At 64.5% G+C, this 24,497-nt stretch carries 18 protein-coding genes; 5 read left to right on the top strand and 13 right to left on the bottom strand.

The window, feature by feature from the left end; genetic code table 11:
* Positions 1-59: 59 nt before the first annotated feature.
* Positions 60-485 (bottom strand): DUF4399 domain-containing protein, encoded by a 426-nt coding sequence (locus GJ654_RS02295; RefSeq protein WP_155444465.1) that lies wholly within the window; start codon positions 483-485, stop codon positions 60-62.
* Positions 486-821: 336 nt separating this feature from the next.
* Between GJ654_RS02295 and GJ654_RS02290 the strand changes: the two genes are divergently transcribed.
* The 3 genes from GJ654_RS02290 to GJ654_RS02280 all read left to right on the top strand — a co-directional run bounded on the left by GJ654_RS02290 (position 822) and on the right by GJ654_RS02280 (position 5,507).
* Positions 822-1,277: a hypothetical protein gene (locus GJ654_RS02290; protein WP_155444464.1), complete on the top strand. Its 456-nt coding sequence runs from the start codon at positions 822-824 to the stop codon at positions 1,275-1,277.
* Positions 1,277-2,950 (top strand): ABC1 kinase family protein, encoded by a 1,674-nt coding sequence (locus GJ654_RS02285; RefSeq protein ID WP_155444463.1) that lies wholly within the window; start codon positions 1,277-1,279, stop codon positions 2,948-2,950. The genes GJ654_RS02290 and GJ654_RS02285 overlap by 1 nt, the downstream gene beginning before the upstream one ends.
* A 238-nt stretch (positions 2,951-3,188) precedes the next feature.
* On the top strand, positions 3,189-5,507 hold the full coding sequence (locus GJ654_RS02280) for a fatty acid cis/trans isomerase (protein WP_196305402.1): 2,319 nt from the start codon (positions 3,189-3,191) through the stop codon (positions 5,505-5,507).
* 18 nt (positions 5,508-5,525) lie between these two features.
* On the opposite strand, the gene GJ654_RS02275 is transcribed toward GJ654_RS02280, so the two are convergent.
* The 12 genes from GJ654_RS02275 to GJ654_RS02220 form a co-directional block, all read right to left on the bottom strand.
* A complete protein-coding gene (locus GJ654_RS02275) occupies positions 5,526-6,401 on the bottom strand; it encodes a helix-turn-helix transcriptional regulator (RefSeq protein ID WP_155444461.1) in 876 nt (291 codons plus the stop codon).
* A gap of 120 nt (positions 6,402-6,521) precedes the next feature.
* Positions 6,522-7,358, bottom strand: a complete 837-nt coding sequence (locus GJ654_RS02270; RefSeq protein ID WP_155444460.1) for a fumarylacetoacetate hydrolase family protein — start codon at positions 7,356-7,358, stop codon at positions 6,522-6,524.
* Positions 7,355-8,149, bottom strand: a complete 795-nt coding sequence (locus tag GJ654_RS02265; protein ID WP_155444459.1) for an SDR family NAD(P)-dependent oxidoreductase — start codon at positions 8,147-8,149, stop codon at positions 7,355-7,357. Before GJ654_RS02265 ends, GJ654_RS02270 begins: the two co-directional genes overlap by 4 nt.
* Positions 8,146-10,731 (bottom strand): PEP/pyruvate-binding domain-containing protein, encoded by a 2,586-nt coding sequence (locus tag GJ654_RS02260; protein WP_196305401.1) that lies wholly within the window; start codon positions 10,729-10,731, stop codon positions 8,146-8,148. Before GJ654_RS02260 ends, GJ654_RS02265 begins: the two co-directional genes overlap by 4 nt.
* A 53-nt stretch (positions 10,732-10,784) precedes the next feature.
* On the bottom strand, positions 10,785-11,735 hold the full coding sequence (locus GJ654_RS02255) for a peptidase U32 family protein (RefSeq protein ID WP_155444457.1): 951 nt from the start codon (positions 11,733-11,735) through the stop codon (positions 10,785-10,787).
* 22 nt (positions 11,736-11,757) lie between these two features.
* Positions 11,758-12,639, bottom strand: coding sequence for an ABC transporter substrate-binding protein (locus GJ654_RS02250; RefSeq protein ID WP_155444456.1), 882 nt, complete (start codon positions 12,637-12,639; stop codon positions 11,758-11,760).
* The gene (locus tag GJ654_RS02245; RefSeq protein WP_155444455.1) at positions 12,636-13,622 is read right to left on the bottom strand and encodes a peptidase U32 family protein; all 987 of its coding nucleotides are present in this window, start codon (positions 13,620-13,622) and stop codon (positions 12,636-12,638) included. The genes GJ654_RS02250 and GJ654_RS02245 overlap by 4 nt, the downstream gene beginning before the upstream one ends.
* Positions 13,619-14,533, bottom strand: a complete 915-nt coding sequence (locus GJ654_RS02240) for a peptidase U32 family protein (protein WP_155444454.1) — start codon at positions 14,531-14,533, stop codon at positions 13,619-13,621. Before GJ654_RS02240 ends, GJ654_RS02245 begins: the two co-directional genes overlap by 4 nt.
* A gap of 8 nt (positions 14,534-14,541) precedes the next feature.
* Positions 14,542-15,549: a peptidase U32 family protein gene (locus GJ654_RS02235; RefSeq protein ID WP_155444453.1), complete on the bottom strand. Its 1,008-nt coding sequence runs from the start codon at positions 15,547-15,549 to the stop codon at positions 14,542-14,544.
* 143 nt (positions 15,550-15,692) lie between these two features.
* A complete protein-coding gene (locus tag GJ654_RS02230; RefSeq protein ID WP_155444452.1) occupies positions 15,693-16,667 on the bottom strand; it encodes a LysR family transcriptional regulator in 975 nt (324 codons plus the stop codon).
* A complete protein-coding gene (locus GJ654_RS02225; protein ID WP_196305400.1) occupies positions 16,664-18,133 on the bottom strand; it encodes an aminotransferase class I/II-fold pyridoxal phosphate-dependent enzyme in 1,470 nt (489 codons plus the stop codon). Before GJ654_RS02225 ends, GJ654_RS02230 begins: the two co-directional genes overlap by 4 nt.
* Before the next feature lie 231 nt (positions 18,134-18,364).
* Positions 18,365-19,726, bottom strand: coding sequence for a sensor histidine kinase (locus GJ654_RS02220; protein ID WP_155444450.1), 1,362 nt, complete (start codon positions 19,724-19,726; stop codon positions 18,365-18,367).
* A gap of 326 nt (positions 19,727-20,052) precedes the next feature.
* Here GJ654_RS02220 and GJ654_RS02215 point away from each other — a divergent pair, with 326 nt between their 5' ends.
* Both GJ654_RS02215 and GJ654_RS02210 read left to right on the top strand, forming a co-directional pair.
* Positions 20,053-21,180, top strand: a complete 1,128-nt coding sequence (locus tag GJ654_RS02215; RefSeq protein WP_246664533.1) for an efflux RND transporter periplasmic adaptor subunit — start codon at positions 20,053-20,055, stop codon at positions 21,178-21,180.
* Positions 21,181-21,340: 160 nt separating this feature from the next.
* Positions 21,341-24,478, top strand: coding sequence for a multidrug efflux RND transporter permease subunit (locus GJ654_RS02210; RefSeq protein WP_155444448.1), 3,138 nt, complete (start codon positions 21,341-21,343; stop codon positions 24,476-24,478).
* The last annotated feature ends 19 nt before the right edge of the window (positions 24,479-24,497 follow it).

The raw sequence follows: 24,497 nt of genomic DNA, 5'->3' as shown, positions 1-24,497 counted from the left end.
CGGCGCCCGCCCCTTGATCGCGCCTCCGCGCGTTCCCGTCGGCCTTCCGCGCCGAAAACCTACTTCACCTCGATTTCGATGACGTCGGAGACCAGCGGCGGATCGTGCGGAACATGATTGGCGTCGCCGAGGATCAGTTGCAGCTTGTGGCGACCGGGCGGCAGGTCGAGCAGCGTCTCGGTCTGGCCGCCGCCAAAATGTTTGACCTGGGCGCCGGCCGGAAGCGGTGCCATGAGTTCGTCCCCCCTGGGCGTCTCGACATCGATCAGAAGATGATGGTGACCGACATTGGGCTTGTCGGTGCCGGCGGGCGCGACGCCCACGCCTGACAATCCGAATTTCACCTCCACCTTGCCGCTGACCACGGCCCCATTCGCCGGCGCGATGAAATAGACTCGCGCCTTCTCAGGCCAATAGGGCTCCGCGCGCGACGCGACGGCGGGCAGAGTCAAGGCGACGGCGGCGATCAAAGCAATTCTGTGCATGGCGCTCTCCAAATTCATGGCGAACAGGCGAAGGCTGCACCCACGCCTCGTCGACAATCCGCAACGTTATCTCCTCTGAGACGGAACCAAGACGAAAGCTGAGCGGTTTTGGTTCCATCAGACCATGAGGGTTCGATCATGAGAGATGAGCGAGAGCCGGCGCCTTTCAGTGTCAGGCCGGCGTGGCGCCGCGAGACCTGATCCTGATGGAGTCCGCATGCTCGCAGATGTGCTAACCGGCTGACCAGATAGCCGTCTCCCTCCTTGGTTGCGACGCGTTCCCCCATCGACTAAAACGCGCCATGCCTGATGATCTCCTGATCACGCGCTCTGTACGTGCTCGCCATCGAACATTGGATCGGCGGCGTCGGCTTCGTGACGCGCGTCGTCCTGCCGCTCGCGTCGTCGCGCTCCCCCGTCGAGGCCCGAAAACGGTTCGAATGGGTCGAGCGCCGCTTCGCCGCGCAGATCCGGCTCTCCATCCCGCTCGCAGGCGCGGCGGGTTTATGGATGACATGTCACGCGGACCTGTGGGAACGGTTCATCGACCCTCATTTCTGGTGGATGGCGGCCAGGGCGGCGCTGTGGGCCGTGTTCATGACGATGGTGTTTGGTCTAGAATCTTTGGGGCGCCGAAAATTCGAGGCCTTCGCCTGGAAAGACTCGGCGGGCGCGCTGCGGCGGGTCGCGCGCCCGCATGGCGTCCTGCTCGCGCTCGCCGCGATCACGGTGCTTGGCGAGATCGCATGGCTTTTCTTTCCAGCCCGTCAAGCCGGCGCTGAGGAGGCCTGATGCTCCTCGATGTTCTCGGCGCGGCGCAAGACCTCGGACGGGTGCAGAACCTCACCTCGCTGCTGATCCGCTACGGGTTCGGCGATCTCGCGCGGCGCCTCGGCCTGGGGCGCGCGCTGGAGAATGCGGGACGCCTGCTGCACTGGAGCGAGGCGGAGGAGCTGGCGCGGCTGGAGCCGCCGCAGCGCATTCGCCGCCTTCTGGAAGACATGGGGCCGAGCTTCGTCAAGCTCGGGCAGATCCTGGCGACGCGCATCGACCTGCTGCCGAAGGACTATATCGACGAACTCGCCAAATTGCAGGACCAGGCGCCGCCGATCGCCTTCGACGCGCTCAAAATCCAGCTCGAAGAGGATCTGGGCGCCCCGGTCGAAGACCTGTTCGCCGAATTCGATCCCACGCCGATCGGCGCCGCGTCGATTTCGCAGGTGCATCTGGCGCGGCTGAAAACCGGCGCGCGCGTGGTGCTGAAGATCAGGCGCCCGGGCGTGAAAAAGGTGGTGGACTCCGACCTGCGCCTGCTGAAGCGCCTCGCCGAAATCGCGGAATCGCGCATCGAGGAGCTCCGGCGCTACCGTCCCGTCGAAATCGCCGCGCAATTTTCCCGCTCCATGCGCCGTGAACTCGACCTCGCCGCCGAATGCCGCAGCGCCGAGCGCGTCGCCGAAAGTTTTGCCGACGACCCCGACATCATCGTGCCCAAAGTCTATTGGCGCTGGACCTCGGAACGTCTCAACGTCCAGCAATTCATCGACGGCATTCCGGGGCGCGACCTTGCGTCGGTCGAGGCCTGCGGGCTCGACCGAAAACTGCTCGCCCGGCGCGGCGGCGCGGCTGTGCTGAAAATGGTGTTCGAGGACGGTTTTTTTCACGCCGACCCGCACCAGGGCAATGTGTTCTTCCTGCCCGAAAACCGCGTCGCCTTCATCGATTTCGGCATGGTCGGCCGTCTCTCGGAAGCGCGGCGGCGCGAACTGGTCGACCTGCTCCAGGGTTTTGTCGAGCGCAACCCGGATCGCGTCGTCGACATCCTGATGCAATGGACCAAGCATGACGTTCTGGACGAGGAGGCGCTAAGCATCGATGTCGATGCGCTGATCGACAGCGTCCACTCCGTCCCGCTGAAATCGGTCAACCTGCCGCAATTGATCAACGATCTCGTCGACCTCTTGCGCGAGCACAATCTGGCCCTGCCCGCCGATCTCACCCTTCTCACCAAGGCGTTCGTTTCGCTCGAAGGCATGGGCCGCCAGCTCGACCCGGATTTCGACGTGATGGCGACCGCGGAGCCGTTCCTGCGAAACCTGGTTTTGGCCCGCTACTCGCCAAAAGTGCTGGCGCGGCGCGGCCGCCAGGGTCTTGGCGACATGATCGAGGTGATGAGCGGCCTGCCCGCCGATTTGCGAAAACTGGTGAAGCAGGCGCAAACCAGCAATCTGAAACTGCGCCTCGATGTCGAAAAACTCGACGAGGTCGGCGACAAGATCGAGCGCGGCGCGGCGCGGCTTGCGCTTGCCCTCGTCACCGCCGCGCTGATCCTGGGCTCGTCGATCGCCATGACCGCCTCCGGCGGCCGGCTGCCGGTGGACGTGTCCTATTTCGCCATGTTCGGTTTTGTCTTCGCGGTGCTGGGCGGGGTGTGGGTCATCCTGTCGATCTGGCGGGGGCGTTGACGGCGTCAATCACGCGCATCAAATCGATCACCCCAATTTGGGCGCCCTTTCGATTGACCGAAGCAAATCGCGGGAACACTTTTTAATCGGTCCTCGGCGGTTCCCGGCTTTATCATTCTGCGGTGGCGCTCTCCCCCGCGGCCATTGCGAAGATGTTGGCTTCAGAAAGGCGGATTGCATGCGCGACCCTTGCCCTGCCGCCCCAAAGGCGAGACGCTCCCGTCGTCTTAAGGCCTTCGTGGCCGTCGTCGCAGGACTATTGTTCCTGTCGGGATGGGAGGGCGATGCGGTCGCCCAGACCGGGCCGGCTCCAGCATCGCCCAATTACCTGACCGAAATCCAGCCGATCTTCAATCGCCGCTGCATCGCCTGTCATGGCTGTCTTGGCTCGCCCTGCAATGTCAAGCTCGACTCCCACCGCGGCGTCGACCGGGGCGGGTTTGGCGTCAACCCCTATAGCAGTCGCATCGACTCCAGCCCGCGCGTCGGCATGGATGTGGTCCAGACCACCGCGGAGTGGCGGCAGCGCGGCTTCTATCCCATCCTCGCGCGCGAGGGGACACCCTCGGACCGCCTGAACAGCTCCTTGCTCTACAAGATGGTGGCTGCCGGCCATCGGCATAACCAGCCCGGCTTTTCGCGCGAGGCGGTGATGTCGCTCTATGCCAAGCGCTATGACCACGTGTGCCCAGCGGACCCAAAGTCCCTCGACACGTTCCTGGAAGCCAATCCCGCGGCGGGAATGCCGTTTGGTTTGCCGGCCATCTCCAGCGCCGACCTGGAAAAACTCGAGGCCTGGGTGGCGAACGGTTCGCCCGGCCCCACGCAGGACGAGCTTCGTAAGGCCGAAACGGTCAAAGGTGAAGCGGCCGTCGCCCAATGGGAAAATTTTTTCAACGATCCCGATCCACGCAACCGGCTGGTCGCCCGTTACATCTTCGATCACGTTTACCAGGCCAGCGTCGTCCTGGACGAAAACCCCGGGGAATTCTTTCACCTCGTCCGATCCGAGACCCCGCCGCCCCGCGCGGCGGGCGCCACTGTCGATCAGCAGATCAAGGTCATCGATACGCCGCTCCCCTACGACAACCCCTACGCCTACGCCGGAGTCGAAAAATTCTGGTATCGCCTTCAAAAGGTCACGGCGCCCAGGGTGCAGAAAAATCATTTTGTTTGGCGTCTGAACGAAAGTTCGCTCGCGCATCTCAAAATACTGTTTCTCGAACGCGACTGGGATACGACCCAGGACATGAACCCGCCCTGGGGCGTCGGAAATCCGTTCCTGATTTACCGGGCCATTCCGGCGGAGGCGCGCGCCCTGTTCCTGCTGGAGAATTCCGAGGTGATCGTCGGCGGGATCACCTATGGGCCGGTGTGCCTGGGCCAGACCGCGACCTATGCCGTCAAGGATCATTTTTGGGTCCATTTCCTCGACCCGCGCTACGATCCCTCGGTGCAGGATCCAAAATTGGGACTGGAGACCTGGTCCACCATGATGGACCGCTCTCCGCTCGGCAATGCCGAATACGCGAACGCTTATGCGCAGGCCCAGAAAAAACTGACTCCCGAGGGTCTGACGATCGACTCCGTCTGGAACGGCGGGAAAAAGAATCCGAACGCCTGGCTCACCGTTCTCCGGCACGAAACCAACGTTTCGGTCATGAAAGGCCGGCAGGGCGGCGTTCCCCGAAGCCAATGGCTGATCAACTACAGCGGCTTCGAGCGGCTCTACTATGACACGGTCGCGAGCTACAAATACTGGCAGGGCGACCTCGGCAAGATCGAGACTGTGGTCTTCTTCAATTTCCTTCGACAGGAGATGGAAGACAATTTTTTGCTGCTGCTGCCCCCGCAAGAGCGCGAACCCATCCGCCAGCGCTGGTCACAGGGCGTTTTTGGAGCGATCGGACGCTCTGTCGTGCCCTTTGCCGACCGCAACCTTCCCGGCGGAGTTTTGGGAGACCGTCCGGTGCTGGACCTCGTCGACCGGCTTCAAACACACATGGGCCCGGAGGTCAGCGGGCCAGTCGACAGGCTGAATCCCAGGGTCAAACCAAAAATCTCGCTGGATGCGCCCATTCACAGTTTTCCGCGCTGGGAGGAAGCGGTTTCGTTGCTGACGGAAACCACGGCGTACAAATTCCCGCGCTTTCTCCCGAGCGTCGTGCTGCTGCGTCTCAACCACGGCCATGAATCAAGAGTCTATTCCCTGATCGCCAATCGCGTCTACAAGACGCAATTCGACCTGTTCTTCCAGAATGGCGAGGCGCTGCCGGACGAGGACACCATGAGTGTCTACCCAACCCTTGTCGGCGGTTTCCCCAACCTCTTCATTGAACTGGATCTCGCCCAGGCCCCCGCCTTCCTGAACGAATTGCGTTCGGTCCAGATGCTCGACGACTGGAAGGCGTTGCGGAACCGCTATGGCGTTCTGCGCAACAGCGAGCGTTTCTGGCCCGCGCTCGATTGGTTCAACGAATGGAATTTTAGACATCGCGGCGAGGAGGCTGGTTATCTCGACCTCTCCTATTACGACCTGCTCGATTCGGTTTACTGACGCGCCCGTCAGCAAAAGTTACGCGCCATTCATGTGAACGGCGCCCAGCGCCGAGACGTCATAACCGCCGAGCGCGTTGGCCCTGGCGAAGAAACGGTCCGAACGGGTCAGGGCGATCAGTTTTTGGAACGGCGGGTCGAAATAGGCCTTTCGCCAGACCAGCAGGTCGAACCGTTCTTCGATCAGCGGAACAAAATCGAGCTGGAACTGGCGCGCCGCCGCCTCAATGCCAAGACCGACGTCGGCGTTTCCCTGCGCCAGACTCATCGCCAGATCCATTTCGGACCGCTCGACGGCCGCGACTGTGTGCAAATCGGCGCGCGTCATGCTTTCGGCGGCGAGCAGCCGGTCCAGCACCAATTCACTTCCCGACTCCGCCTGCCGCGCCTGAAACCTCAAGCCCCGGACGCCCTTGAGATTTTCTGGCCGGCGCACCAGGCCCGGCCGCAGGATCAGCCCGCGCCGGCGCCGCGCCCATTCGATCAGAACCCAGGGTTTTTGAGCAAATCTCGCTTCGACCGTCGCGACGTTCCAGCCCCCCTCTTCCGGGATGTGCAAACCGGCGAGGATGCATTGATCCGCTTCCGCCCGCTTCAGCCCGTCGACGGCGCCGTCGAGGAAACCGGCGATCCCCGACCCCGATTCGCGCAGCGCCCATTCGAGCAAGGGATCGTGGCCGCCGGCCGCGATCAGCGGACGCTCCGTCTGGGAGGGAGAAGGCGTAACGGCGGGGGTGTTTGCATCAAGCCACTGCCCGATCGCGTCGCGCGGGAACAGAAGTTTTCCGGTGACCCGCCGCACCGGAATCTCGCCCGAAGCGGCGAGGTCGTAAACCTTCCGCTCCTTTACGCGCAACAGGGCGGCCAATTCGCGGGTCGTATAAAACTCGGACATTCTGGTCTCGGATCGACGGGGAGTCCGGAAGAAATGACACGAAACGCAGAAGAATGCACTACAACCGAGTCGAAGACCGCCGACATCGGCCGCCATGGCGGAGCAGCCCTCGGATTTTGATCAGAGCGCCGCTGCAATCACGCGCTGGCGTTGCGCTCCAAGGCGCGTGGCGCCCGTTTCCAGCTCGTCTCCCGCGCTCAAATACCAGCCGCGCGTCATGCCCACGCCCGGAGGCGTCCCGGTGATGATCACATCGCCCGGCAGCAACACCATGAATTGGCTGACATAGCTCACCAATTCCTTGACCGGAAAAATCATGTTGGCCGTGCTGTCGTCCTGAACGCGGCGACCGTTGACGTCGAGCCACAGCCTTATGCCCTGCGGATCGAAAATCTCGTCGGTGGAGACCAGCCACGGACCGAGCGGACAGAAATTTTCGCACGACTTGCCCTTGATGAACTGACCGCCGCGCGCGGACTGGAAATCGCGTTCGGACACATCGTTGGCGAGCATGTAGCCGGCAACAAAATCGAGGGCCGCCTCGACCGGAACCCGTTTGGCGCGCCGTCCAATCACCACCGCCAGTTCAACCTCCCAGTCCACCTTGGTCGCGCCGGGCGGAATTTTGATGGGGTCGTTTGGACCGCAGATCGACCCCGTATGCTTTGAAAAAACGATGGGCTCGGAGGGGATTTCATATTGCGCGCCGTGCCCGGGATAATTGAGGCCGATGGCGATGACATTGCCGATGCCCGCGACCGGCGGCCCAAGGCGCGGCGCGCCCTCCACCAGCGGCAGTTTTTCCGCGTCGAGTTGGCGCAAGAGGTCGAGGCGCTCCGGCGCCAGGGTTGCTCCGCCAATGTCCGCGACATGGCCGGCGAGGCTGCGGATGTTTCCGTCGCGGTCGAGAAGGCCCGGTTGTTCGCCTCCGGCCGGTCCGTAGCGCAACAGTTTCATCGCGGCGCGCCGCCGCCGGCGTTCATGGCGAGATTGCCGCCATCCACCGGCAGGATAACGCCATTGACGCAAGCCGCCGCGTCCGAGGCCAGAAACAGAGCCGGTCCCACCATATCCTCGGGGGTCAGCAACCGCCCCATCGGCAGCCCCATCAAAATGCGCGGCAACACATTGTCGCGGAAATGCGGATTGTCCATGTGGGCCGCGAGCCCGGGCGTCAGCACCTGCGCCGGCGCCAGCGCGTTCACGCGCACGCCGCGCGCGCCATATTCGACGGCGAGCTCCCGGGTCATCTGGTGGACCGCGCTCTTGGTGGCGCTGTAGGCGAAGGCGCCGCGCCCCAGCGCCGTCTCGCCGGCGTTGGAGCCGATGTTGATGACGCAGCCCTTCCCCTGCGCCAGCATGAGCGGCAGCGCCGCGCGGATGCAGAGGAAATAGCCGGTGACATTGACGGCGAACATGCGCTCCCAGTCGGCCAGCGGCAATTCGTGCGGCGGGCAACGGCGCGAAAAAACGAAGGGAACGTTGACGAGCGCATCGAGACCGCCGAGTTTTTCGCGCACGCTGGCGAAAAACGCCTCTACATCGGCCTCAACGGAAATGTCACAGCGCGCGAAAACTTCCGCGCCTGTTTCCTCGACCGTCCGCGCGAGGCCCTCTTCGTCGATGTCGCACAGGGCGAGCCGCGCGCCGGCGCGCGCAAACCCGATGGCCAAGGCATGGCCGATGCCGCCATTGGCGCCGGCGCCGGTCACCACGACCCGACGCCCCGCAAGATCGAACAGGCTCATGACATTTCCAGAATTTCGATACGCCCGGTCGCGCCGTCGAGGCTGACCAGCATGCCGTCGCGCAATAGCGAGGTCGCGCCCTCCAGCACCAGGGCGGGAATGCCGGACTCGCGCGCCTGGCAGGCGGCATGCGCGAGCACGCCGCCGACTTCGACAATGAGACCTGCGGCGACCCGCAGCCACGGCGCCAAACCGAGATTGGCGGAATGGGCGACGAGGATGCGATCATGGCGGCAGCCGGGCGGCGCGCCGGTCGCGCCCTCGTCGAGCAACATCACGCGGCCGACCACGGCGCCGGGGGCAACGGGTGCGCCGACAAAGGCTCCCGAGGTCGCAACCTCGACGCGGGCGCCAATTTTGTCAAGCGCGTCGGCGAAGATGACGGCGGGGATGCGGCGCTCGGCGGCGAGCAGAGCCGCGATCTTTCTTTCACGCCGCCGCGCGCACACCAATGGCGCGAACGCGTCGGGACGCGCCAACGCCCCTCCGATCTCCTCGGGCTCAAGGTGGAAAATGTCGCCCTCGGCCCAGCCCAGCCGCCCATTGATTTCGAGCAGAAGGCCGCGCAGCCCTCGATATTCGCCCGTATAAAAATGTTTTGCGGTTTCGCGGCGCGGCAGGAAGTTTTGGGCGAGGCGCAGGTCGGCGAAGAAGGCGCGAATTTCCGGCTCCACGACGCCAGCGTCCATCAGCTGGCGGCGAACCTCCCGCTGCGCTTCGCGGCGCTGGCGCTGCTGCGCGCAGAATTCGGCGGCCGGACGTCGGCCGGAGGCGGAGAGGTCGCGCAACAGCCTATCGAGGATTTGGGGCTCCTCGGCGAAGCGCGGCAGCGAAATTTCGAGTTCGTTGGCGGCGCAATGGCCATAGGCGGCGAGGAAAGATTCGCTAGAAACGTGGCCCTGGGCGAGCTTTTCGAGGTCGAAGGCCTGCTGCGTCACCATGGATCCGTCGAGGCCCTTGAGCAATTCGCCGATCAGCCGGTCATCCCCCAAATGGCGGCGCAGCCGCCAGCGCACGAGATCGGCGAAGAAAAAGGCGAGGCGCGCGGCCATGACGAAATCGACGCAGAGTTTTCGAAGCCGTTCGAGGCGCCGCTGGAACGCCGCAAGCAGGTCCGCGGCCGAGCCTTCGATTTCATCGGGACGGGGGGGCTTCAACGCCTGGAACCAGTCGGCTTCGTCTTGTGCGCCGCGGCGCAGCAGGGCGCGGGCCGCCGCGCGCATTCTCGCGTGAAACCGCCAGAAAGCGGCATGTCGCAAAAACCCCTCGGCTTCGCCGTGGCGCGCTTGCGCGTCGTCAAGGCTCAGCCCCTGGCTGTACAGGCCAAATTCGGGATAGGAGGCGCGGCCGGGCTCGCGCGCGATGCTGTCGAGAATGTCGTCCACGTCGATCGGCGCGCCGATGCAAAAGGTTTTGGCGTCGATCTCGACATTGAAATAGGGCTGTCCGCAAATCTCCTCATAGAGCGGGTCGGCGGCGTCTGCGTCCAGCGCATAGCCGAGCTTTTGGCGTCCCGCCGCGATGGCGCCGCCGGGACCGGCGAAAATCGCGCGAAACAGGCCAAAACTCATCGGCGTCGGCGTGGGCAGCAATTCGCCGATATTGCCGCTGCTGAAGATCGCCCGCCGTCCCGTGAGCCGTCCCTGCCGCCGCAGGATCGCCACCCGTTTTGACAGGCGCACGCGCGCCTTGTCGAGATATCCGGCGATTTCCGCCTCGCCGACCGCCGCCGAATCGACGCCGGTGATCGGACGCGCCTGAAGCAGATGAACACGGCCGTCAGCAATCGCGAATTCGATGTCCTGCGGACAGCCGAACACATCTTCGACCTCCACGGCGAGATGCGCGAGTTTTTCAGCTTGCGCCCGCGTCAGGGCCGGCTTCGCCTCCGCCAGCGGCACCGGGCCTTCGGAGGTCAGCATGAACGCCTGATCCGAGACGACCTGCGATCGGATCGCGCCATCGCGCCCGGCGACGACCATGTCGCCGTTGACGCGGCCCGAAGCGAGCGGCTCGCCCAGGCCGCGAATGGCGTTGATCACGATCTCGCCGCGCGCGCCGGTGACGGGATTGGCGGTAAACACGATTCCGGCCGCCTCCGCCTCAACCAGCTCCTGAACCAGGACAGCCATGGCAGGACGCGCGCTCCGCCGGCGGTGTGACCGCAAAAATTCCGCTTCCGGCGCATGAAGCGCGCGAAAACAGGTTTGGACCGCGGCGATCATCTCGTCGGCGTCGCGCACCGGCAGCACGGTGGGAAACACGCCCGCCCAGGAGGTTTCGCGGCCATCCTCCTCGGTCGCGGAACTGCGCACCGCCGCGTTGCGAAAGCCGCTGCGGCGCCAAGCCTCAGCAAGGTCTTCGCGCAGGTCGTCAGGCAGAACGGCGTCCTCGCCGATGCGCGCGTGGAACGCATTTGAGGTGACGCAAAACCCATTGGGCACGCAAAAGCCGCTCTGAAGCAGCGTTGCGAGCGGAAACGCCTTGCCGCCGACGAGGCCGGCGTCGTCCGGGCCAATCTCGTCGAGGCCTAGAATAAAATCCCGCCGTGCGGGCGCCTCAAGCGGCGGAACTAAGGTCATTTCGGAAACGCAAACAGAAACGCCGGTCATGCGTTCGCATCCGTCGAGAGGGTTCAGGAGGCCTGCGCATGGGCGATGCGCCCATCGTCGCGACGGCAGCGCTCGCGCGTCCAGCGCACACGAATTTCGTCCCATTCCTCGGCGAAACCGGAGACATCGTCGTTGCCGGCGAGCACATGGTCGAGTGCGCGACGATAGAAGCCGCAGATGTCGGCGACCAGATTGACCGAACGCTCGCGTCCGGGAATCTTGAAGCGGTCGACGCCGAGCCGGACATAGTCCGGCAATTCCCAAAGCAGCAGTTCCGGCGACGCCTTCAAATCGGGATTGCCGGACACCTCCTGTTCGTCGATGGCGAGGTCCCATTTCGCCCGGCAGATGCGATGGCAGGAGCCGCCCCGGCTGGCGCTGCCGACATGGTGATCCTTGCCCGCCGAATCGTGCTCGTGCGCGATGAGAAAATAGCTGGAGGAATAGCAGCGTCCCGGACAGATGCGGCCGCGCTTCACCGTCTGGAACATGAAGGCTTCCAGGCTGACGCCGGTCTCGTCGCGGACCTCCTCCAGCTCATTCGTCCCCCAGCGATAGGGTATGACGACGATGTTGGCGCCGAGGTCGCGATAAAAACTGATGTCGCGCGAATTGAACACGCCCGCCGTGACGCTGACGTGGATGTCGAGGTCGGGGCAGCGCTCGCGCACCAGCTTGATGCAGCCGGGATCGCAGATCATCACGCCGCCGGCGCCCCACAGAGCGTAGCGCTCGACCTTCAGCAGGAAGGCGGGAATTTCCTCCGGGTTGGGCATGACATTGATGGCGACGCGCACATCCTTGCCGAGCGGCTTCGCCCAGTGGATGAGATCGCGAATTTCCTCTTCCTCCAGCTCGTCGGAGGCGGGCCGGCGGCTCCAGCCCTTGGGTCCGACGAAGACGGAATCGCAGCCGCGCTGCAAGGCGGCCACCGCCATGTCGAACGTGCCGCCCGGTCCCATCAAAGCAACCATTTGTTCCCCCCATTCGCCGGCTTTATGCGTGCTCCGGGACCAACGAATCCCGCGACAGCCGTTCAAAGAAATCGTCCAATTTTTTTGTTTCGCGCGCGTCGTCCGGCCACTCATCGCAAATCCGGCGCAACCACGCGGCGCGCAGAGCGGCGAGCACGGCCGCGTCATCGCCCGGCTGCGCCGCCGCCTCGCGCCACACCTGTTCGTCGGCGCGCATGAGGGCGACCGCATCGCGATAGGCCGCGATGAACCCCGCGATCAGTCTTGGATGGGTCTCGGCGAATTCAGGCCGCGCCGCAAAAAAGGTGGTGGGGATCGACGGCGCGCCGAGCTCGGGCAGCAAGTCGAGCACGTCGCAGAGCTGACGAAATTTTCCGCTCGCGGTGACGCGCGGGGCCAGATGCCAGGGCAGCGTGGCGACCTCCACTTCGCCGGCCTCGAGCCTGCGCAACAACTCGGTCTTGGACAGCGCCTCGGCGAGCCGCACAACGTCCCGCGGATCAAAACCATGGCGCTTGCGACAGGCCGCGCGCGCAACCAGCCAGTTCTTGTCTGAAGCCCGGATGACGCCCACGCGCCGGCCGCGCAAATCGTTCAGGCTGTCGATTCCCGATGCCGCGGCGACCACCAAGGCGCCCATGATTTTCCCATAGGGAAAGACGGCGGTCAGCGGCGCATCCGTGTCCTTGCTACGGGCGATGGACAGCCAGTCGGTGTCGATCAGATCGGCGCGGCCTTGCGCCAGCACATGTTGCGTGGCCTGCGCGCGGCGGTCGCCAAGATCGCCGCCAAGCACCAACTCCAGCTCAAAACCGTGGAGGCGGTCCAGGCCCTGCGACCGGATCACCCGCATCACCCACGACGGACTGCCACTCGATTCGAAAGCAGCGCGCAGAAAATTCATTGGGCGACCGCCAGAGTCGGCGCTGCATCAGCGTAATGGTCGGCGCGATCCATGAGCACATTGACGCGCTTGCGCTTTTCCACTGTCCAGCGTTCACGCAGCGTCGCGAGTTCATCGACGTAAACCGACATGTCGGTCTGCCCGGCCGCGATTCCGTCGAGCGCCTTGCGATAGAACCGCACGAGATCGCGAATCATGGGAACCGGCCGCTCGCGCCCGGAAATCTTGAAGCACTCCACGCCCAGTTCGATAAACGCGGGCAATTGTTCCAGCATCAACCGCGCGTCGCGCCGCAATTTCAGTTTTACGGGATCGTCGTCCTCGGATGAAAATTCCCAGTTGGTCTGGCAGACGCGATAGCATTCCTTCGCGCCCCGGTTGGCGCTGCCGGAGGTCGCCTTGCCCTCGATGTCGAGCCATTCGCGGAATTTCAGATAGCTCGACATGATGCATTTGCCCGGGCAGATTTTTCCGGTCTGCACCGTCTCAAACAAAAACACTTCGAGGCCGATGCCGGAGACGCAGCGGGTCTCCGCAATTTCCTCCTCACCCCAACGATAGGGCAGGATGATCACGTCCGCGCCGATCTCGCGATAGAATTCCGCGTCCCAGGAATTGGTGACGCCGCTGCCGATGCTGACATGGATCAGCGTGTCGGGAACGAGGCCCCGGATCAGCCTGATGGCGCCGGGATCGGTGACGATGAAGCCTGAGGCGCCCCACGCCGCGTAAAGCTCCACCTTCCGCGCGAAATCGTCCATTTCGAACGGGCTTGGAAAGGTGTTGAGGACGACGCGAACCTGCCGCCCGTTTTCGCGGGCGTAAGCGATGGCGGCGCGGATATCCTCGTCCGTCATTTCGGATTCGTAGGGCCGCCGGCTCCAGCCCAGCGGTCCCACATAGACGATGTCCGCCCCCTCATCGACGGCGACCCTCGCCATTTCGAGCGTGCCGCCCGGCGCGAGAAGGGCGGGCGCGCTCATGCGCGCCCCACATAGCGGCGGCCGGCGTCGCCAAAGTAATAGCCGTTGCACAGGCCCATTTTGGCGAGCCCCGCGAGCTGCTCCAGTTGCGGCCCCACATCGCCCTCGGCCACGCCGGCGAAGGCGCGCGAAAACGCGTCGCGGTAGATGCGCCCGACGGTGGCGATATAGTCGGGGCTCTCGCCGTGGCTCTGCACGTAAAAAGCGTTGAGCTTGGCCGCCGCGAGTTTGTCGACATGTTCGAGCATGCACAGATCGGCGCCGCTCAGCGTCATGCAACCCGTGTCCTTCAGCGACCAGTCGCCGGAGGCGCGGGTCAGCCAATGCTCCTGCGAGCACTTGAACTTGCAGTCCTCGCCGGGCAGTCCGCCGGAGTTTTCGTGAATAAAACAGGTCTCCGCCACCACCAGCGGAATCTTGCCATGCACGGGAATCAGAACGTCGATCGGCGTGTTGTCGCGGATATAAATGGCCTCGTCGAGGCTCAGTTCCGGATTGGGATAGACGCGGGTGACGCCGTAATCTTTTACAACGCGCGCGGTGGCGTCGGTGTACAAATTGCCGAACACGCCGAGATGAATAGGCTTGGTGTTGCCCATCTCCTTGAGCATTTGCAGCAGGCCGAGATTGTGGACCTCAAAACCATCAAACGGCAGGCCAAGCGCCGTTTTGATGACGTTGCGCACCGTGGGCAGGTCGTGGTTGCTCGGCACCGCGAACAGACGCAGATAGGCTTTTTTGCCCATCTCATGAACCTGCGCCACGGCGTCCGCCAGAAATTCCGGGTGGGCGCAAAAATTGTTGGGATAGCTCAGGCAGGAGAATTCGCCGAGATAGAGGGCGTCATAGGCGGAAAAATCCCCACGGCGAAGCTGCTGCGGCGACGCCACATTGGTCGAAAGCTCAAACATGTAAAACCTCAGATCACGACTTCGAAATTTTTCGCGGACACTTGCGCGCGCTCGACGCGCCGCGCCTCACGCTCGGCCTCGCCAATCAGGCGGTTGTCGCGGATGCCGCGCTCGACCTTCCAGCGCTGATGGAAGACCAGCAGTTCGTCGCGGAAACCCGAGAGATCCGGGCGGTCGCTTTCCTGGATCACATCGAGCACGCGGCGATAGAAACGCACGATGTCGCGCACCAAAAGATCGGAGCGGTCGCGTCCCGGCACTTTGAGACAATCGACCCCCGCCGCCAGATAGGCCGGGAGTTCGTCGAGCCACAAAGCCGGATTGGTCTTGATGGTCATGCCGTGACGGATGAAGGAATCATCGGGACCAAAATCCCATTCCGTCTGGCACACGCGCAGGCAATCGCCGCCACGGCTGGCGCTGCCATAAAAATGGTCCTTGCCGGTCTCGTCCAGCCAGCGGCGGTAACTGAAATAGCTGGACATCATGCATTTGCCGGGACAAATCTTGCCGCCCGACGGGGTCTTGAACAGAAAAACCTCGATGCCGACGCCGGTCTTTTGCTTGATCTCGGCGATTTCCTTGACGGTCATGCGATAGGGCAGCACGACATGGGTCGCGCCGTTGTCGCGCAGGAAGCGGACGTCCTCGAAATTGGTGACGCCGCAGCCGACGCTGGTGTGAACCGCGACCTCGGGCAGCAGATCGCGCACCAGCCGCATGCAGCCGACATCGCTGATCATGAACCCCTTGGCGCCCCAGCCCGCATATTGCGCGATGCGCTCGACGAACATGGGGATTTCGGTGGAGCTGGGCAGCGTGTTGACGACGATGCGCACCTCGCGACCCCGCGCGGAAGCGTCGTCGATCACATGGCGGATATCGTCATCGGAAAGTTCGTGCTCGGCGCCCCGGCGGCTCCAGCCGACCACGCCAACGTAAACCGCGTCCGCGCCCTCGTCGAGCACGAGACGGCACATGTCCCGGGTGCCACCCGGGGCCATCATCATGACCATTTTTGTGTCCACTCCCTGATCCGAACGCTTTTGTTCTTGCCTCGTTTGGCGGGGCGTCTGCGTTTCGGTTTCTTTATAAACGGATGATAGGCGGCGGTTCGCGCCGGTGTAAATCTATGGGCGCCATTGGTCTTTCCAATAGCTCAGCTCAACTCCGCCAGCTCCGCGGCGCGCGTCATGAAGCGCGGCATGGGCAGGATGCGCGGCAGGGGCGTCGCCGCCCCGGCCTCGCGGAGCGCGTCGACAAACGTCTTGTAGGGGTCGATGCGCAGGCTTTGCGCGGGGACCAGCGCGACGGTCTGGCGCGCCGGAAGGTTTGTCGCGTAGAGGTCCACCCCTTCCAGGCTGCGCCCGTCCTCATGCACGGCGAGCGCGGGCGCGACGCACACGCCGATCCCCGCGCGCACAAAACTCAGGGCGACATCGTAGCTGCGGCATTGCGCGACCTGCCGATGCCCCGGAAACATCTGGTGGCGCCAGTTCTCGAGGCGCCGCGACCATTGCGAGGCGAAGGCGAAACTGATGCAGTTCTTCAGGATTTCACGCCTTTCCGGCGCGAGATCGTCGGGGTCGGCGAGGTCCGCGAGGCCGAGTCCGGCCGGCGTCACCAGCACATAGGGATCGGTCACCACCGGGACTTCCTTGAAGGACACGTTGCTTTTGGGCAGCGACCCCACCGCGACCAGACCGATGTTGATCTGGCGCGCATAGAGCAAGTCCAGGACCTCGGTCGGGGCCAGTTCGTGAATGTCGAACTCGACCTCGGGCAGGCGCTCGCGCAGCATCAAAATGGCCTGCGGCGCCACCGCGCGCACGATGGAATTGATGCCGGCGAGGCGGATCACGCCGCGCTTGCCCGAGGCGAATTCGCGCAACTGTTCCTCGGCGCCCTCGACCTCGCTGAGAATGTGCAGCGCGCGGCGCAGCAAAAATTCGCCCGCGACGGTCAGCTCCATCTGGTTCAGCGTGCGCTCGAACAGTTTTGTGCCGACCTTTTCCTCCAGGCTCGACAATTGCTGCGACAGCGTGGGTTGCGTCAGCCCGATCTGCTTGGCCGCCTGCGTCAGCGTCTTGGATTGGGCGATGGCGCAGAAGATGCGGAGTTGATGCAGATTCATGCGGGGGTCAGTTCGCGTGCTTGCAGGTTGAGCCCGACGCCCCCGGCCGCGTCGGTGTGGCGCTGCAACCAGGCCAGGGTGTCGACGAGGCGCGCATTTTGCTCCGGCGTCCCCACGCTCACCCGGATGCAAGCCGGAAGCCCGATAGCCTCCAGCGATTTGACGCGCACGCCCGACTTTTTCAGCTCGGCGGCGATGGCGACGCCGTCGGCGACGTCGATCATGACGAAATTGGCGTCGGAGTTCCTGACAAAAACCAGCCCAAGCTCGGAAAGTCTCGTGCAAAGTTTTTCGCGCGCGGAAACGTTCAAGGCGGCGGAACGCGCGACATGGTCCCGGTCCTCGAGCGCGGCGAGCGCCGCGCCCTGCGCAATGCTGCTGGTGTTGAACCTCTGCCTGAAACTGTCGATGCGCCGCGCCAGCGCAGGCGGCGCCACGGCATAGCCAATGCGCAGACCCGCCATGCCATAGGCCTTCGAAAACGTCCGCACCACCACCATGGAGCGCCCCGCCCGCACGGCCTCCAGAGAATCCGGAAAGTCTTTCGCGGACGCGTAATCGCAATAGGCTTCGTCGAGGCACAGGACGGCGTGTGGCGGCAAGCGGTCGAGCAAGCGGGCGAACGCCGCCGCGCCAAACGCGCGCCCCGTGGGGTTGTTGGGATTTCCAAGCACAACCAGACCCGTGTCGGGCGAAATCCGCTCGGCGATGGCGTCGAGATCGTAATCGTGGTCGACCAGCGGGACCAAAATTTCGCGGGCGCCGACCCGGCGCACCATGGCGCGATAGGTCGGAAACGACGGCCAGCCTATGATCGCGTCCTTGCCCGGCCCCAGCATCGCCCGCGCGGTCATTTCCAAAATTTCCGTGGAGCCGTTGCCGAGAACAATGTTCTGCGTCCCGACCCCGAGATGGCGCGCCAGCGCCTCCCGAAGAGCGTCGCCGGGGCCATCGGGATAGAGATGCGCCGCCGTCGCCGCCGCGACGACGGCCTCGACGATGCGCGGCGAGGGGCCATAGGGATTTTCATTCGCGGAGACGTCGACGGTCAGCGCAACCGTCTGGCCGTAATGCGCGCGGATCGACGCCAGCAGGGCCGGATGCGGATCGGCCAGGGGCCGCGCGGCTTTCACCCGCGCCAAGGCCTCATCGATGGAAAATCCCATGTGCTCATGCAAATAGCACAGGGTCACCGCGGGCGAACGCGAAACGCCGGCAAAGCAGTGAACGAGCACGCGCCGCCCGGCGTCAGCATGGGTCTTGATAAACTGCGTGGCGGCGCGGATGTCATCGTCCAAAAGGGCCTGCCGGTCGACGACCTCGATCGCCGCATGAGGCACGGGGAGCGGGGACAGGTTCAGTCGCGCCAGACTGAGGACCGCGCCGATCTGCTGGCGCCGCAATCCATCGATGTCTTCGACCTCCGACGCGTCGCCGATCGCCACCCTCTCCGTCACAAAGTCCATACGCGCGCCCCATCCCATGACCTAACGTTAGGCCGATATTTTGTTATGGGGCAGTTTGACAGTTCGAGGCGCTGGGGCGCTTTGTCATGCGTCAAAGGCGCGGCGCCGGGCCGGGTCTCGCCCAGCCGGATCAGGGGGCGGACACGGCAGGGCGTGGTGTCGTCGCCCTTGGCGCGGCCCTTTCACATCAGGGATCGACGCTCTCCGGCGCCGTTCGGCTCCCTCGCGCCATCATCTTGACTGGCGGGCGGGAACGGCGGCCGGGCCGCTCGTCGCCTGTTTCGGCGCGAAATCGAGTTTCGCCACCACGCCGGACTCGGGAACCCGCCTCCAGTCGAAGGCGGCGCAGTGGATCGCGGCGATCCGGGCCACGATTTTGAGGCCCAGGCCCCGTCCTGCGCCGGAGGCCAGCTCGGCGGCCGGTGACGCGCGGCGCCCTCCGTCGTCGATCACGGCGAGGACCGCGCCCGGCCCGACCTCGACGCGAATCTCTGCGCCTTCAGGCGTATGGCGCACGGCGTTCTCGATCAGGTTGCGCAGCGCGTTCTCGACCAGGGCGGGATGGCCCTTGAAGGGCTTGGCGCCCTTTTCGGCGAAGACGATGCTCTTGCCGGCGCGATAGACCAGATCGGCGAGATCGCCAACCACCTGTCCCGCGAGCGTCGCCGGATCGATCTCCTCAAACGTCGCGAGGCGCGCGGATTCGACCCGCGCCAGATCGGTCAATTGCTCGACGAGATGGTTGAGCGCCTCCAGGTCCTCCTCCACTTTTCGCGCCCGGGGATCGGCGATTTTCTCCAGTTCGAGCCGGGCGACGGCGAGCGGCGTGCGTACTTCATGGGAGATCGCGGAGGTCAGCAGCCTCTGCGAGCGCATCAGCTCGGCGGCGCGTTCGAAAGCCGCGTTGACGGCCTGCGTGAACTCGGCGATTTCGCGCGGCATGTCGGCGGTCGGCAGCGACGCGCTCTCCGCGCGCGGATCAAGCTGCGCGACTTTTCGCGCCGCATCTTGGACCGGACGCAGGCTCTGCGCGACCGAAAAAATCGTCGCGCCGAGCACGAAGACCAGCATCAGGCTCATCGGCAGCAGCATGTGGTCGATGACTTCCTGCGCGAACGCGCGGGCCATCATGCCGTCGTGGTCGTCGATGACCGCGATTTCGATCATCACGGGTTCGGGCTGTTCGACGACGACCCGCCCGCCGGCGACTTGCAGCGGTTCACCGGGCTTGACCTGCCGCATCCAGAACACCAGCGGCGCGACGTCGATCTGCGGAAACAGCGTCTCGCAGGCGCTGTCGCAATTCGAATAGAGCTGGACGCCGGCGGCCGTGCGCACCCGGACGACATAGCCGCTGTTTTCGCCGCCATAGCGCGCGCGCAGATCCGGCGGCAATTGGAAGGCGGCGCGGCCCTTTTCGTCGGATACCCCCCTCGCCAGCGCCTCGGTTTCCGTTCCAATGGCGTAGCGTTCGAGCGTCTCGTTGTCGGACCAATATTCCAGAAAAATTCCGGCGAGTTGCGCGAGCATGGCCAACGCCGCGAAAAACGCGATGCGCCGCACCACCAGACCGACGAGGGACGGCTGGCTCAAGCCGAGACCTCGCTCCGCCCGCGCAAGGAATTGCCGATTGTTAACCGCCCCAAAGCTTCACCTCCTCATCGTCGCGCGCGACCGTTGCGGCCGAAGCATCGCATAGACCGGCCCTTTACGCAGCAGCGCTCGTGACGGGCCGTTCGGCTTGACCAGGGCCAGGCCCGGCGCCAATCTGGATGACTGACAGGGAAACGACAGGTTTTCCAACGCACCCTAATCCAAAAGTCGGAGTCTCCGCCCATGTCGGCGACGCGCGACGACGGAAATATAGAGGAGCGATGTTGAATCACATGCGGACGGAAACGAACGGTCGAAGTCTTTGGATGGCTTTGGCGGTGGCGGCGACGCTGTCGCCCGGTCTTGCGCGGGCGAACGAAGCCAATGGGGACGCCCCGCCCCTGGTCGGCGTCGTCACGGTCGAGCGCAAGGAAATCCTGATGACCAAGGACGCGCCCGGCCGCATCGCGCCGATGCGCATCGCCGAAGTCCGTCCGCGCGTGTCCGGCATCGTGCTGGAGCGCGCGTTCGAACAGGGCGGCGTGGTCGAAAAGGGCGCGGTGCTCTACCGAATCGACCCCACCCAGTTCCAGATCGACCTCGACAGCGCCCGCGCGGCGCAGGCCAAGGCCGAAGCGAACCTGTTTCAAGCCGCGCGCCAGGAGGATCGCCTCAAGGCGCTGCTCAACGGCCAGACGACGACGCAAGCCCAATACGACCTCGCCCTGGCCGCCGAGCGTCAGGCCGAGGCTGACGTGATGGCGCAGAAGGCGGCGGTGCGGCGGGCCGAAGTCAATCTCGAATACGCCACCATTCGCGCCCCGATCACCGGGCGCATCGGCCGCGCCCTGGTCACCGAAGGCGCGCTCGCTTCGGAGAACCAGGTCCTGCCTTTCGCGACCATCCAGCAGATGGATCCAATCTATGCGGACTTCACCCAATCCGTCGCCGAGATGAGCGCGCTGAAGGAAGAGATGGAGCGCGGCGGCTTCAAGCCAAAGGAGGGAGCCGTCCGCACCCGCCTGATCCTCGAAAACGGCAAGACCTATCCGCTGGAGGGCAAGCTTCTGTTCTCCGACGTCACCGTCGATCCCGGCACCAATCAGGTGACGCTGCGCGCGCAATTCCCGAATCCGGAGGCGCTCCTGCTGCCAGGCGCCTATGTGCGCGTCCAGATCGAGCAGGGCGTGCGCGCCAACACCATCACCGTGCCGCGCCAGGCGATCCAGCGCAACAACGCCGGCGGCGCCGAGGTTTTTGTCGTCAACGATCAGGGCCGCGCCGTGCTGCAACCGGTGCGGCTCGGGCGCACGCTCGGCGACCAGGTCGTCGTGGAAGAAGGACTTCACCCCGGCAATCGGGTTGTCGTCGAAGGATTTCAAAAATTCATGTCCGGCGGTCACGTCGATCCGCGTCCGGCCTCGCGCGGCCGGACGGAAGCCGAGCGCGGCTAGAGCATTTTCAAGCGAAGTGGATGCCGGTTCGCGTGAAGACAATGCGTCAAAACAAGACTCTAGAGCTTTTTCATGTTTCCATGAAGCTTGAAAACGCTCTAGAGGCCGCGCTCGCCGCTCTCCCCTCGAAAGACCGCCCCCTTTTCGGAGTCCTGACCCCATGCCCGCCTTTTTCATCGCGCGACCCGTCTTCGCCTGGGTCATCGCGATCTTCATCTGCCTCGGCGGCATTCTCACGCTGCCCTTCCTGCCGGTGTCGCAATATCCCATTGTCGCGCCGCCTTCGATCTCGATTTCGACCTCCTATCCCGGCGCCTCGACGCAAGACCTTTACTATTCCGTCACGCGCCTGATCGAGGAGGAGCTTTCGGGCGCGGCCAATCTGCTGAACTTCGAGTCCACCGGCGACACCACCGGCGAGGTCGAGATCAACGTCGACTTCAAGCCCGGAACCGACCTGGCGCTCGCCGCCGTCGACGTGCAGAACCGCATCAAGCGCATCGAGCAGCGCCTGCCGCCGGCCGTGCAGCAGCAGGGCATTTCCATTCTCGAGGCGTCCACGGCGATCCTGCAATTCGTCACGCTCACCTCACCCGACGGCTCGCTCGACGAGATCGGCCTCGGCGATGTCGCCACCCGCTACGTGCTGCCGGAACTGCGCCGCGTGAATGGCGTGGGGCGCGTCAGACTGTTCTCGACCGAGCGCGCCATGCGCGTCTGGCTCGATCCCGACAAGATGCGCGGCTATTCGTTGACCGCGGAGGATGTGACCACGGCCATTCGCGCGCAAAACGCCCTGGTGTCCTCGGGCATGCTGGCGCAGCCGCCGAGCCCCTCCGCCGAGCGCACGCAGAACATGGTTCTGGTGAAGGGCCAGCTGGAATCGCCGGAAGAGTTCGGCGCCATCGTGCTGCGCGCCAACGTCACCGGCGCCGCCGTGCGGCTGCGCGACGTCGCGCGGATCGAAGTCGGCGGCCTGACCTACGCTTTTTCGACACGACTCAACGGCAAGCCGGCGGCGGCGATCGCAGTCCAACTTGCGCCCTCGGGCAATGCGCTGGCCACCAGCGCGGCCGTGCGCGCAAAAATGGCCGAGCTGGAGCAATATTTCCCGCCCGGCGTGAAGGCGGAAGTGTCCTACGACGTGACGCCGGTGATCAAGGCCTCGGTCAAGAAAGTTTTGATGACGCTGGCCGAGGCCGTCGTCCTCGTGTTCCTCGTGATGTTCCTGTTCCTGCAGAATTTCCGCTACACGCTGATTCCGACCATCGTCGTGCCCATCGCGCTGCTGGGAACCTGCGGCGCGCTCTATGCGCTGGGCCTGTCGATCAACGTGCTCACCATGTTCGGCATGGTGCTGGCGATCGGCATTCTCGTGGACGACGCGATTGTGGTGGTCGAAAACGTCGAGCGCATCATGGCCAAGGAGGGGCTTTTGCCGCGCGAGGCCACGGTCAAGGCGATGGAGCAGATCACCGGCGCGGTGATCGGCGTCACCATGGTGTTGATGGCCGTGTTCATCCCCATGGCCTTCTTCCCCGGCTCCGTCGGCATCATGTACCAGCAATTCTCGGCGGCCATGGTGGTGTCGATCGGCTTTTCGGCCTTCCTGGCGCTGACTCTGACGCCGGCGCTCTGCGCCACTCTGCTGAAGCCCCTCGATGCGGACCACCACGAGAAGAAGGGGTTCTTTGGCCTCTTCAACCGGGCCTTCGATTGGCTGACCGACCGCTATGCGGGCGTCACCCGCTGGGCGGTGGGGCGACGCTCCGCCTTTCTCGCGCTTTATCTCGTCATTGTCGCGGCCATGGGCTACGGCCTGTGGAAGGCGCCGTCCGGCTTCGTGCCGGTTGACGACCAGGGCTATGTCATGGCCGACGTTCTCCTGCCTTCCGACGCCAGCGCCACGCGCGCGCTCGATGTCGTCAAGCAGGTCGAGGCGCGACTGCTGAAGGAGCCGGCCGTGGAATCGGTGACCTTCATCACCGGCTACAGCTTTTTCGGCCAGGGCTCGATGACGGCGCAGGCCTTTATTACGCTGAAGGACTGGTCGCAGCGCGGCCCGAACGATTCGGCGGACGCCATCATCGCGCGCGCAAATCCTTATCTTGAGCGCATCGCCGACGCGCAGACCTCCCTGCTGGCGCCGCCGCCGATCCCCAATCTCGGCAACACCTCCGGCTTCTCGTTTCGCCTTCAGGATCGCGGACAGCGCGGCTACGAGGCGCTGATCGCGGCCAAGGACAGGCTGATCGCGGAAGCGGCGAAATCGCCGGTGATCGAAAGGATCGTCGAAGAAGGCCTGCCGGGCGCGCCCCTGGTGCGCGTCGACATCGACCGCGAAAAGGCCGGCGCGCTCGGCGTGTCCTTCACCGATGTGAACGACGTCATCTCCACCCATCTCGGCTCGATCTACGTCAACGATTTTATCAACCGAGGACGCACGCAGCGCGTGGTGGTGCAGGCCGACGAGGAGAAGCGCGTCCGCGCCGAGGACATCTTGACCTACAGCGTGCGCAACAAGGCCGGCGAGATGGTTCCGCTGTCGGCCTTCGCCCGCGTGGAGTGGAGGGTCGGGCCGACGCAGATCGTCGGCTTCAACGGCTACCCCTCCATTCGACTGACCGGCGAGCCCAGGCCCGGCTTCACCAGCGGCGACGCCATCGTGGAAATGGAGCGGCTGATGTCGACGCTGCCCAGCGGCTTCGGCTATGACTGGACCGGCCAGTCGTTACAGGAAAAGCTCGCGGGCTCGCAGGCGGCCTTTTTGCTCGGGCTGTCGGTGCTGTTCGTGTTCCTGTGCCTGGCCGCGCTCTATGAAAGCTGGGCGATCCCGTTCTCGGTGATGCTCGCCGCGCCGCTCGGCATCTTGGGATGCGTTGTCGCCGGCTATCTCGCGGGACTGCCGAACGACGTCTATTTCACCGTCGGGCTGATCACGATCATCGGACTTTCGGCGAAGAACGCCATTCTGATCATCGAATTCGCCCGGGATTTGCGGGCGCAGGGGCTGACGCTGGTGGCGGCGACCATCGAGGCGGCGCGGCTGCGCTTCCGGCCGATCATCATGACCTCGCTCGCCTTCATCCTCGGCGTCGTGCCGCTGATGATCGCGACGGGCGCGAGCGCCAAGAGCCAGCAGGCGCTGGGAACCGGCGTGTTCGGCGGCATGGTCTCGGCGACGATCCTGACGGTGTTTTTCGTGCCGGTGTTCTTCGTCGCGGTGATGTCCTTCTTCGTGCGACGCAAGCATCGCGTCGCCGAAGAGGCGACGACGGCGGAGACGGCGACGCCCTGAGGCGGAAGGCGGTTGCGCC

The organism is Rhodoblastus acidophilus (assembly GCF_009720655.1).
Lineage (GTDB): Bacteria > Pseudomonadota > Alphaproteobacteria > Rhizobiales > Beijerinckiaceae > Rhodoblastus > Rhodoblastus acidophilus_A.
Note: the sequence above shows the minus strand (reverse complement) of the source record. Positions and strands in the feature narration are given on the sequence as shown.